10 protein-coding genes and 1 pseudogene are annotated in these 12,089 nt (G+C 35.9%); 8 read left to right on the top strand and 3 right to left on the bottom strand.

Features of this window, described 5'->3' with window-relative positions:
- The first annotated feature begins 33 nt into the window (after window positions 1-33).
- Window positions 34-690 (top strand): histidine phosphatase family protein, encoded by a 657-nt coding sequence (locus JZO71_RS00645; protein ID WP_206897659.1) that lies wholly within the window; start codon window positions 34-36, stop codon window positions 688-690.
- Between the two features lie 18 nt (window positions 691-708).
- Window positions 709-3,279 (top strand): SF1B family DNA helicase RecD2, encoded by a 2,571-nt coding sequence (gene recD2, locus JZO71_RS00640; protein ID WP_206897658.1) that lies wholly within the window; start codon window positions 709-711, stop codon window positions 3,277-3,279.
- 97 nt (window positions 3,280-3,376) lie between these two features.
- On the opposite strand, the gene JZO71_RS00635 is transcribed toward recD2, so the two are convergent.
- Window positions 3,377-4,354, bottom strand: a complete 978-nt coding sequence (locus JZO71_RS00635; protein WP_206897657.1) for a diacylglycerol/lipid kinase family protein — start codon at window positions 4,352-4,354, stop codon at window positions 3,377-3,379.
- A gap of 488 nt (window positions 4,355-4,842) precedes the next feature.
- Here JZO71_RS00635 and JZO71_RS00630 point away from each other — a divergent pair, with 488 nt between their 5' ends.
- From JZO71_RS00630 to tnpA, 3 genes and pseudogenes are all read left to right on the top strand, one after another.
- Complete coding sequence (locus JZO71_RS00630; RefSeq protein ID WP_206897656.1) at window positions 4,843-5,340, top strand: QueT transporter family protein; 498 nt, start codon at window positions 4,843-4,845, stop codon at window positions 5,338-5,340.
- Between the two features lie 298 nt (window positions 5,341-5,638).
- Window positions 5,639-6,373 carry a MurR/RpiR family transcriptional regulator gene (locus JZO71_RS00625; RefSeq protein ID WP_206897655.1) on the top strand — a complete coding sequence of 245 codons (735 nt, stop codon included), beginning with the start codon at window positions 5,639-5,641 and terminating at the stop codon, window positions 6,371-6,373.
- A 151-nt stretch (window positions 6,374-6,524) separates the two neighbouring features.
- A pseudogene (gene tnpA / locus JZO71_RS00620) lies at window positions 6,525-6,782 on the top strand (IS200/IS605 family transposase); the annotation flags it as partial.
- Window positions 6,783-6,941: 159 nt separating this feature from the next.
- On the opposite strand, the gene JZO71_RS00615 reads toward tnpA, so the two are convergent.
- A complete protein-coding gene (locus JZO71_RS00615) occupies window positions 6,942-7,709 on the bottom strand; it encodes a MurR/RpiR family transcriptional regulator (RefSeq protein WP_206897654.1) in 768 nt (255 codons plus the stop codon).
- A 151-nt stretch (window positions 7,710-7,860) separates the two neighbouring features.
- On the opposite strand from JZO71_RS00615, the gene JZO71_RS00610 reads away from it, so the two are divergent.
- Together JZO71_RS00610 and JZO71_RS00605 are read left to right on the top strand one after the other, a co-directional pair.
- Window positions 7,861-9,270 carry a glycoside hydrolase family 1 protein gene (locus JZO71_RS00610; protein ID WP_206897653.1) on the top strand — a complete coding sequence of 470 codons (1,410 nt, stop codon included), beginning with the start codon at window positions 7,861-7,863 and terminating at the stop codon, window positions 9,268-9,270.
- Window positions 9,271-9,272: 2 nt separating this feature from the next.
- Complete coding sequence (locus tag JZO71_RS00605; protein ID WP_206897652.1) at window positions 9,273-10,559, top strand: PTS sugar transporter subunit IIC; 1,287 nt, start codon at window positions 9,273-9,275, stop codon at window positions 10,557-10,559.
- 574 nt (window positions 10,560-11,133) lie between these two features.
- On the opposite strand, the gene cbpA is transcribed toward JZO71_RS00605, so the two are convergent.
- Window positions 11,134-11,772, bottom strand: a complete 639-nt coding sequence (gene cbpA, locus JZO71_RS00600) for a cyclic di-AMP binding protein CbpA (protein ID WP_206897651.1) — start codon at window positions 11,770-11,772, stop codon at window positions 11,134-11,136.
- 159 nt (window positions 11,773-11,931) lie between these two features.
- Here cbpA and rpmG point away from each other — a divergent pair, with 159 nt between their 5' ends.
- Complete coding sequence (gene rpmG / locus JZO71_RS00595; protein ID WP_067482984.1) at window positions 11,932-12,084, top strand: 50S ribosomal protein L33; 153 nt, start codon at window positions 11,932-11,934, stop codon at window positions 12,082-12,084.
- Window positions 12,085-12,089: the final 5 nt, after the last annotated feature.

The following is a 12,089-nucleotide window of genomic DNA, read 5'->3' as shown; positions in this document are numbered from 1 at the left end:
AATGCTAGACAAATGAGTGAGGTGTGAGGAAGAATGGAGTTATATTTTACCCGACATGGCAAAACGGAATGGAATCAAGAACGTCGCTTCCAAGGAAGTAATGGAGATTCCCCTTTACTCCCACAAAGTTATGAAGAAATCAAAGCACTAGGGGGAAAAGTGAAGAACGTTCCTTTTGAAGTAATCTATGCAAGCACGGCGAAGAGAGCACGTGATACAGCTGAAGGAATCAACCAAATGTTGACACACCCAGTTGAAATTATTTTTACGGATAAACTTCGCGAGTTGGGGCTAGGCTTGCTAGAAGGTCAAAAAATCGAAGAGATGTATGAAAAATTCCCCAAAAATCTACCTAATTTACGTAATCATTTAGATAAATATGATCCAACGCCGTTTAATGGTGAACCGATTGCAGCTGCGATTACGCGAATCGAAACCATTGTAGCAGATGCAGTGGCACAACATGATGGACCCATTTTGTTTGTGGGACATGGAGCGTCGTTGACGGCTGCGATTCAGTGGATGACAGGAAAAGAGTTGAGCCAATTACGTGAAATGGGTGGCTTATTTAATAGTAGTTTGACTATACTAGAAACCGAAGAGCCAAATAACTTATTGCCTTATCAGCTAAAAGTTTGGAATGAAGTAGATTTTTTAGGCTTGGAGAATAAACCAGAACCGTTACTATAGGAGAAGGAGGCGGCTTCGATGCAGCCAGAAGAAATGCCATATTTCGTTGGGACAGTTGCCGCGATTTTTTTTCAAAACCCAAGTAATTTTTATAAAGTTCTCTTAGTCCACGTAAATGAAACGAGTGCAGACTATCGAGAAAAAGAAATCGTTGTTACGGGGAGTTTCGGTGAGATCCAAGAAAATGAGACGTATCGTTTCTATGGCGAACTAGTGGATCACCCTAAATATGGCCGCCAGTTGAAGGTTGAACGTTACGAGCAAGAAAAACCAACAACGGCTAATGGGATCGTCTCGTATCTTTCAAGCGAAAAATTTCCGGGGATTGGTAAAAAAACAGCTGAAAAAATCGTTGAGATGTTGGGAGAAGATGCTATTGAAAAAATCATCGAAGATCCTTCGCTTTTACGACAAATCTCTGGTTTAACGAAACCAAAGCGTGACATGATTGCTGAAACGATTCGTTTGAATCATGGAATGGATCAAGTCATCATGGGGTTGAATCGTTATGGTTTCGGTAGTCAATTGGCTTTCAGTATCTACCAAGCGTATAAAAATGAAGCGTTAGATATTATTCAAGAAAACCCTTATCAGTTAGTCGAAGATATTGAAGGAATTGGATTTAAACGAGCGGATAATCTGGCGGAACAAATTGGGATTGCTTCGGATTCGCCAAGACGAATTCGTGCGGCTATCTTGCATCAAATTTTTCAACACAGTGTCCAAACAGGTGATACGTATGTTCCTGCCGACACACTTTTGGCGCAAACAATCCGGATTTTAGAAACCAGTCGTCCGGTTGAGATTGAGCCGGACCAAGTTGCCACAGTCATTATCCAGCTGGTTGAAGAAGGGAAAATCCAACAGGAAGAAACAAATTTATATGAAAATAGTTTGTATTTTTCAGAGTGGGGGATTGGCAACTCGATTCAGCGATTGTTAAGTCGTAAAAAAGAAATTCATTATCCAGAAAAAGAGATCACTAAGAACATTCGCCGTATCGAAAAAATTTTTGGAATCCAATATGGTGATTCACAAGAAAAAGCGATTGCTGAAGCGATACGTTCACCTTTATTTATTTTGACAGGAGGACCTGGGACGGGAAAAACAACGGTCATCAACGGGATCGTTCATTTATTCGCTGAATTGAATGGGATTGAACTAGATCCCAATAAATATACGCAAGAACTCTTTCCAGTTTTACTAGCAGCGCCAACGGGACGAGCGGCTAAGCGAATGAATGAGACAACAGGCTTGCCAGCTAGCACGATTCATCGCTTACTTGGATTAAATGGGCGTGAAAAAACACCTTCTGTCAGTACGAAAGAGCTAGAAGGTGGTTTATTGATTGTCGATGAAATGTCGATGGTGGATACGTGGTTAGCGAATACTTTATTTAAAGCAATTCCAACAAATATGCAGGTTATTTTAGTTGGAGATAAAGATCAGCTACCATCCGTTGGTCCTGGTCAAGTATTACATGATCTACTAAACATCGAACAGATTCCAAAAATGGAACTCAATGAGATTTATCGACAAGGGGACGGATCCAGTATTATTCCATTAGCGCATGAAATTAAGGAAGGGCGCTTGCCTAGTGATTTTACGAAGAATCAAAAAGATCGCTCTTTTTTTAGAAGTGATGCGTACCAAATCGAGCCTTTGATTTCGCAAATCGTAGAAAAAGCTAAAAATAAAGGGTTTACTGCGCAAGATATTCAGTTACTAGCGCCGATGTATCGAGGTGCAGCTGGAATTGATGCCTTGAATAAGATGATGCAAGAAATCTTTAATCCAGGTGGACCGAATAAAAAAGAAGTCCGCTGGAATGAAACAGTTTATCGAATTGGGGACAAAGTATTACAGTTAGTCAATACGCCAGAACTGAATGTTTTCAACGGTGATATGGGTGTGATCACGGGAATTATTTTAGCGAAGGATTCTGATGATAAAGTGGATGAATTAGTCATTCAATTCGATGCAAACGAGGTGACGTATAAGCGAAATGAGTGGAATAAAATCACCTTGTCATATTGTTGCTCGATCCATAAATCGCAAGGTAGCGAATTTAAGATGGTTATCTTGCCGATGGTGCATCAGTATCAACGAATGTTGCAACGTAATTTACTGTATACGGCAGTTACTCGAAGTAAAGACTTGTTGATTTTACTTGGAGAAGAGCAAGCTTACTTGACTTGTGTCAAAAATGAAACGGCTAGTCGTATGACGACCCTGAAACGAAGAATTGAAGAAAATGACAGTATGACGCTTGTGACACGAACGAAGTTGACTGCTTATGAAGACTCATTAGCAGGAAATGACCCCTTTGAAGATGGTTCCTATACGAGTGAAGTATCAGAAAAAGTAATGAAGACAGCCAAAAAAGAAGAGCCGGTTGTTTCCAATAAAAAAGAAGCAAAAAATGAATTTGTCGTCCAAGAAGTTCCTTTGTTTGAAACGCAAACGATGGAAACGGAAAAAGAAGTAGAATCAAACGAACAACCTAAAAATTATATTTTAACAAGTGAAGCGATTGAAAATCAATCAATCGATCCAATGATTGGGATGGAAAAGATTCGTTTGCAATGAAAAATACTAAAATTAGCGGGTAAAATCAACCATCGTTGATTTTACCCGCTAATTCTTTTTTAGCATATCTTGAGGAATTGTTCTGGAAACAATTCTCTTATTTTTTCGTTTGGCACCAGAATGACTGGGTCTTCGTTCCAAACTGTAAATCAAATGATTGAGGTGCAATGTCTTCACCATCTGCTTGGCCAAATTGTGGAGTTGTAGAGACGATACGTAGTTTACTTGTAGTAAAATGGTGGAAATTTTTTGATTTTAATTGTTTCTTTTGTAGTAATAAAATCACAATCCAAATAATTTTGAATAAATTAATTCTCTCGACCACAACGAAATCAATCGTGGGTTTAAAGGCCTCAGCAGTTGGAGCAATAGCAACGCCACCTCCAAAATAAGGATGGTTGGTTGTTGTACAAAGAAAAGCTTTTTCAAAATTTATTGTTTTCCCGCCAACATCTACCAAAATTGGAAATCCTTTTTGTGTAAAAAAGACTCGTAAAATTGATAAAATATAAGAAAGTGAGCCTAAATTATATTTATTTAAGCGCTCTTTGGTAGCGGAATGGTTTGTTGCATGAACGATTGCTGCATCAAGACCAATGCCCAGATTGTTGACTAAAATTCCTTTGGTGTCAGTTACCAGTTCTTGATAAGTCAATAGATTGATTTCTTGTGGCTCAGCTGTATCCAATAAATTAGTGACCGCTTGTTCTGTATTGCGAGATAAGCCAATTCCGCGGGCAAAATCATTTCCAGAACCAGCTGGAACATAAGCGACGGGTAACTCCAAATCTAATTGGTAAAACGTATTTAACACTTGGTGTAGCGTTCCGTCCCCACCGACGATGACTAGGAGCGGGAAAGTAGTCACTGTTTCTTGATTTTCAGTAGTCCATGGTAACAGCGTGTCTTTGGCAAGTTGCTCTGCTAATTCCGCATCATGTCCAGGATATTCTGAATAGTAGACAGAATAGTTGGTTTGATGCTGATCAAAGATGGGAAACATTTTATCGGCGACTTTCTGACCATTGCCACTTCCAGCAGCTCGATTGATTAAAAGATGATAATGAAAATTCATGTGTGCCTCCTGTGGCTAACGCAAAAAAAGATCTTTTTTTGCAGATTCCTAGTTATTATAGCAGAGGAAATCCGAAATAAAAAAGAACTTATACGAAAAAAATAAAAAAAGTCTAGCAAGTGCTTAATCCTTAACTGTGTAAGGAGAAGAATTCTAAGGTTCGAAATGTCCACTTAGTTCTTCCGCTGCTTGCTAGACCCTGGTAATAGTAAGAGGTAGCTCAAATTCCCACACCTTTCTGTCGTTTATTTAAGTTCATAACAATTCTCTGCGTGCAAAACCTACTTCGTTTGCGTGACGGGGAATTCCTATGTCCTCTTACACTTATTTTATACCATAAAACGCACCTTTTTGCAAACGTTTACACTTGTGACTGTTGCAAAAAAAGTAAAAGCATGGTTGAAAAGTAAAAGACATCTGCTATAATACCTTTTGCGGTTCGTCGACCATCCCGCGTTAACAAAACTAGGAGAAAAGAGGAAAAGGAAATGAAAACAAAAAGTAATCAGCGTTTAAGAGTAGTAATGATTAATGGAATTGTGATGGCCTTATATTTGGCATTAACTTTTGTTACACCACTTTCATCAGGACCAGTTCAAATCCGAATTTCAGAAAGCTTGAATCACTTAGTCGTCTTTAATCGAAAATTATTATGGGGCGTCTTAGGTGGTGTAGTTGTGTATAATGCATTTTTTGGATTTGGTATTTTAGATGTCTTGTTCGGCGGAGGACAAACATTGCTTGCATTAGGCATTACAGCTTTATTGCACCATAAAGTAAAAAATGTCAAAGTTCGTTTGGCATTGAATACTTTATTTTTCACAGTGAGTATGATTTTGATTGCGTATATGCTAGTGCCGACAGGTGGAAAACCTTTTTGGATCACTTACGGAACATTGGCATTGAGTGAATTCGTGACAATGGCAATCTCTGCACCAATTATGTATTATTTGAATCGAGCAATTGGATTCGATAAAAGAGTATAGATTTTTTAATACGAGCGCAAAATAATCAACTAAAAAATTATTTCGAGTTTCGCTTCTGTCAGTTGACTAATAAATAATCAATAAACAGAGCAGTTGTGCGAGCAACAGCTTAGACAGCACCACAAAAATTGGTGGTAAGTCAGTTAATGAATTTAAAAAGAACTAGCCAGTTCTCTTTTTAGAGTGAAGGGTAGTTCTTTTTGTATTTTGAGAATGTACCTAAAAACGAAAAGCGAGCGTTTGCAGTTATGCTATAATAAATCATATTGTTTATGAAGTAGAAAGCTGGTGAAAGGTTATGCTATTTTTGGAAAGTTCCCCCTCATTAAGCACTAAGGATATCCATATTTATAAATTCGTTGCTACGCATATTGAAGAAGTAGTACATATGAATATACGAGAACTGGCTGAAGTGGTTCAAGTCAGCACAACGACAATAGTAAGATTTTGTAGAAAATTTGAATGTGAAGGTTTTACAGAATTTAAAATAAGACTACAACTTTATCAAGGAGAATTAGTGAAAAATTCGCACATCGCAGTTAGATCAGAAGAAACATTTTTTAATTTCGCACAACATACAAAAAGCGTCCAGTTTCAACAACAAGTAACTAAAGCAGCTCAACTTATTAAAAATAAGGAATTAATTTTATTTATTAGTGAAAAGGGATTAGAAGCAATAGCAGACTACGGAGTATTTTATTTTTCGAATACGTCAAAAATAGCGGTAAAGCAAAATTTACCACTGAATAATTTTGATCATTTGTTTAGCCATATGTTAGAAAAAATAGGTGTATTTGTTTTGTCGAATGATGGAAACGATCAAAAAATAAATAATGAGTTAAATAGGTTCATCGAAAAAAAAGTACCTATTATTTCTGTTACTAATAGCAAGGATTCTTCACTATCTGATTTATCTGATATAACTATTTCTCATTATACTTTTGATGAGCATAGGGATAAATCAATAACAGTTTCACAGGTGCCAACCTTATACATCATTGAACAGATAGCCATAAAAACAGCTGCGAATTGAAATATAAAATTCGCAGCTGTTTTTTGTTATGCCTTTAGACCCAGTTGAGCTTGCTAAGTGAGCGAAAAAAACACCTGCTATGCGGGTGGAAGAAAAAAAGTTCTACTAAAAAATCTCTTCAATCGCGTTAAAATGTAGTTGTTCAGGCCGTATGATGCCAGATCATGTACATCTATTGCTAAGTATTCCGCCTAAAATAAGTGTTTTGAGTTTCATGGGATATCTAAAAGGGAAAAGCGCCATGATGATATTCGACAAACATGCGAATGTGAGCTATAAGTTTGGAAACCGTCATTTTTGGGTAGCGGGATATTATGTAAGCACGGTTGGGCTTAACGAAGCGACGATAAAGAAATATATTCAAGAACAAGAAAAGCATGATATAGCTCTAGATAAACAGAGTGTTTGAGAATATAGTGCCCCTTTTAAAGGTTAAAAATTAAGAGGGAGCAAAAATGATAAAACCAATGTGGCTTGAACATAGTGAAAGCCAGCGTCTTGAGACACTGGCTAGTAGTAGAGGTCTATAGCCTCAGAACAAACCACCCTTTTGAAGGGTCGTTATGATTTACAAGCCTTTTTTTATCCGTAATCGTTTGGCTAATTTTTCAATCAATAAAATTGCAGGTAGTTGTGAAGTAATTTCAATTGTCTTATCTTTGTCAGCACTGGCTTTGTAAATGGTTTCGCGCTGAATAAAATAAGGCAGGACAATATCTGATAATTTAGCAACAGCTGAATCCTCAGTATTTGTAATCGAAATAATGGGCACAGGCCTGTTTTTTAAGCGAGTTAAATAATGAATAATCTCTTGTGTTTCTCCAGAAATAGAGAGTGCAATAATGCAGGATTGATTCAAAATCTCATCTGGAAACCAATCAATTGGATAATTAGAAGGATCTTCTATTTTCACTGCAGCCTGAGACAAATTTGAAAAATAAAGAGCGCCATATTCAGCTATTGTTTCGGAAGTGCCAGAGCCAATAAAGATGACCATTTTTTTAGTTGCTAAAAGATTAACAGCTTGGTTTAATTTTTCAGAAAGAAAATCTTTATTTATTCGTTGAATAAAGTCTATGTATTGAGTTTCATCATTATTTGAAAAACTCACTTTATCCATTGAGCTCTTATATAATTTTAGTTTGACTTTGAATTCGGAGAAAGTCTGGCATTCAAATTTTTTGCAGAATCGTGTAACAGAAGTAGTTGAAGTGTGTGTTAAGGTCGCTAAGTCTTTTAATTTCATTTTTGGGATAGCATCTATATTTGCAAGAATAACATCATAAATAGTCTGGTCTAATATAGAAAGATCGGGTTTGTAATCTAAAAAAAGCATATCTATCCTCCTGAAAAAAGTTTGTTACATTTGAGAAACAAATGACAAACAGTGTTTTTATAAACATAATCCAGTATAGCATGAATAAACAAAATTTATTATGCTATACTTCGTTTGCAAATGATAACGGATACACAATAAGGAGGAGCATATGAAATATACATTTTCAAAAGATTTTTTTTGGGGTGCTGCAACGAGTGCAACTCAGTCTGAAGGGACTGTAAAAAATGATGGTAAAGGTGAAAATATCTGGGATTATTCTTCAAAAGTATTTAATTATCGTTTTTTTGAGGGCGTGACTACTAAAGATACGTCAAAATTTTATACAGATTATAAACAAGACATCCAAAATATGGCAGATATCAATTTTAATTCGTTTCGTACGTCAATTTCTTGGTCACGACTTTTTCCAAAGGGGATAGGGGAGATAAATCAAGCAGCAGTTGCATTTTATCAAGATGTTTTTGATGAATTAAATAAAAAAGGGATCAAACCTTTTGTTAACCTTTATCATTTTGATATGCCGATGGATTTACAAGAATTAGGAGGATTTGAAAACCGGAAAGTAATTGATGCCTATAAAGAGTATGCATCAACTTGTTTTAAACTATTTGGAGATAAAGTAGGGTATTGGTTTACTTTCAATGAGCCTATGATACCTGCCGAAGCTGGGTATTTACATGACCGACATTACCCGTATGTCGTTGATTTTAAGCGTGCAGCTCAAGTGTTACACAATATTATTTTAGCGCATTGTGAGGCAGTTAAGGTATTTCGACAAGAAAATTATTTTGGGAAAATAGGTATTATCATGGATGTAATTCCAGTTTATCCTAGAAGCGAAAATCCTGCTGATTTATATGCTGCTGAAATGGCAGATTTATTTTATACACGTAGTTTAAATGATGCAGTCCTAAAAGGTAAGTACCCAGAAAAACTGATTACAGTTTTAAAAGAATATGGACAGCTTCCTGAGGATATTCGATCTGAGGATATTGAATTGATTCAACAAACTAAGATTGACTTGTTGGGCATTAATTATTATCGTCCACGTCGTGTGAAAGCACGTGAATCTTTGCCTAACCCTAATGGTGTCTTTTCACCTGAATGGTTTTACGACAATTATGAGATGCCAGGCCGAAGAATGAATACATCTAGAGGAATTGAAATTTATCCTAAAGGTTTGTATGATATTGCGCAAAAAATTCAACATGAATATGAGAACATTGATTGGTTTGTTTCGGAAAATGGAATAGGCATTCAAGATGAAGAAAACTTCATTCAAGATGGGATGGTACAAGATGACTACCGAATAGAATTTTTACAAGAACATCTGGTTTGGCTGCATCGCGCAATGAAAGAGGGGAGCAATTGCTTAGGTTATCATATGTGGACATCCGTAGATTGTTGGTCTTGGATAAATGCGTATAAGAATCGCTATGGTTTTTATCGATTAGATCTTGAAACGGGCGAAAAAACTGTAAAAAAATCAGGTCTTTGGTTCAAGCAAGTTGTTGCGGAGAATGGATTTGAAGTTCAAGAAAAAATAGAGGTGATTTAAAGATGAAAGTACTAGATTCACTAGCAATGAAACTATTGCCTATTGCTAATGCAATAGGTAATCAACGTCACTTACAAGCGGTTAGAAATGGACTTATTTCTATTTTGCCTCTAACGATTGTTGGGTCATTTTTTACAATTTTACTGAATCTACCGATTGATGGTTATACAGATTTTATTGCACCGTATCTATCTTCTTTAGATGTACCGTTTCGATTTACTGTTGGATTGATGTCATTATATGCTGCATTTACTATAGGTTCTTTTTTAGGAAGCAGTTATAAACTAGATAAGACAACTAGTGGATTTTTAGCCATGTTAGCAACGATTTTGATGGTGATGCCTACGAATCTTGCTGAAGGAATTGATACTGCTGGAAATGCTGTCGCAGCAGGTCGATATTTACCAATTGCTTCATTAGGATCACAGGGCTTATTTGGAGCGATCGTTGCAGCTTTGATTTCTGTTGAGATTTTTCATTTTACAAAAGTCAAAAAGTTAGAAATTAAAATGCCAGACGGTGTTCCACCAGTTGTAGGAGAGTCTTTTGCAGCATTGTTACCAACACTTCTTGTTGTTTTAGTGTTTTGGATTCCACGTCATTTTTTGGGTTTTGACTTGAATGGACTGCTAACTTTGGCGATATCACCATTGAAAGTATTTCTTACAGGAAATAATCTTATTGGTGGCGTACTTACGCAATTTGTTATTTGTATTTTCTGGTCGCTAGGTATTCATGGTCATGCTGTACTGGGACCGATTATTCGTCCTTTTTGGGATCAAGCAATTCTTGAAAATGCTGAATTATTTCAAAATGGGATGAATGCATTTGAATTACCTAATATATTTACTGAACAATTCTATCAATGGTACGCGCAAATGGGGGGAACGGGGTCTACTTTGGCCTTAGTTGTATTGTTTATGTTCTCCAAGTCAAAATACTTAAAACAATTAGGAAAACTTTCTATCTTGCCTGGTATTTTTAACATCAACGAACCGATGATTTTTGGGACGCCAATTGTTATGAATCCTTTACTAGCAATTCCGTTTATAATCGTTCCTGTAGTAAATACCATTTTGGTTTATATCGTTACAGCATTAGGATGGATGCCTAAAATGATGGTTAAACCACCATTTTCAATACCAGCACCTTTAGGGGCATTGATCACATCCAATTGGAATTGGGTTGCGTGTGTTATGGTATTTGTTTGTTTTGCCGTTTCTTTGTCAATTTACTATCCATTTTTTAAAGCGTTTGAAAAAATTCAATTGGCGCAAGAGAATCAATAAAAAAATCAAGTAAATCATTTTCAAGGAAATAAGAAATTACCGTGCTTTGAACAGGAGGAATAATAATGGAACTTGTGCTCATTTGTTTTGTTTCAATTTTTGGGACGCATTATTTTTTGGGTAATAAAATTGAAACCAATAATTGGAGTTTTTGGAAGACATTGCTGTATGCATTTTTAATTATCTTACTTAGCGCTTTTGGAAGTATCCTTATGCATCAACTATTTCCCATCATTTTAGCCACTTTGATTATGTCTACAATAGTACAAATAAAATTTTTGAAACAGCCGAAAAAAGCTTAGGACTAGTTTTTTCAGTTTAAAGACAACCCTTATGTAAATATGAGGTTTGTCTTTTTTATTAGGAGTCGCTAAGTTTGTAGGATAGATGAAAAAAATATCAATAGAGCAGGTAGCTGTGTAAATGTCCTATTGTATTTATTTCAAAATATAAAAGAAAATATATTTTGTTTTGAAAATAATCCATAATAAAAAGACAAGCCTTGCGGAGAAAGCAAGGTTTGTCTTTAGTCTGTTTATACCGATTTAGCATAACTTTTTTATTGCGTACGTACTTATGCATCTCTTAAGTTTTCGATTTCAACTACTTTATAGTTTTTGCGTTCCAAATGTTCAACAATCGTATCACAAAGTTTTTGGTCAGTATCAGCTGGTAAAGTAATCAATGTGCGACGAATAAATTCGTCTTTGCCGATATCCAATGTGATACAGCTAGCAATGCTGCTGTATTTAGAAATGATTTTAGAAATGGCTGCTAAGTCACCTTGCTTACCCGTAGAAGCAATAGTTAGAACGTAGCTTCCTTGCTCAACGCTCCAAGATTGTGACAACATGTTTAGCAATGTACTGTGAGTCAAGATGCCATAGAAATGATTTTCATCATCAAGAACAGCAATATAAGGTAACTCTTTAATCGTGAAGAACACTTTAAAGAATGAAGTATTCACGTAAATAAATTTTGTCGCATTTTTTAACAGGTGAGTGACTGGTAAAGTCATATCTCCGCCATTTGCTTTATGACGATAGATGTGCATTTTGTAGATGTTCCCGCGGAAGATCTTTCCAGATTCATCTAAGATTGGCACACAACGATAACCAGATGTTTCTAAGATTTCAAGTGCTTCTTCTAATGTGTTTGTTTCTGTTACAGTTGTTAGATCTTTTTTCTTATATACAAGCGTTTTAAGTAGCATAATAATACCCCCATATCTCATTTTTACTTCATTTCTTACTAATCATATCATAAGTATTTATAAAACAATAGCTAGTACTTAACACAAATTGACAAGAACTTATTTCCATGCTACTGTTAGTATGTATAAATTTGATTTTCAGTTAGGAGGTAGACACGGATGGCAAAGAAAAAAGCTGCATTAGCTTGTTCCGTTTGTGGCTCTCGAAACTACACCAAATCGGTTAGTGAAGGAAAAAGTGGCGCGCGTTTGGAAATCAATAAATTTTGTAAATATTGTAATCAATACACATTACATAAAGAAACAAAATAAGAATG

The sequence above is a fragment of the Candidatus Enterococcus courvalinii genome, from assembly GCF_017315945.1.
GTDB classification, from domain to species: Bacteria; Bacillota; Bacilli; order Lactobacillales; family Enterococcaceae; genus Enterococcus_B; species Enterococcus_B courvalinii.
This window is presented reverse-complemented; position numbering and strand designations above follow the sequence as displayed.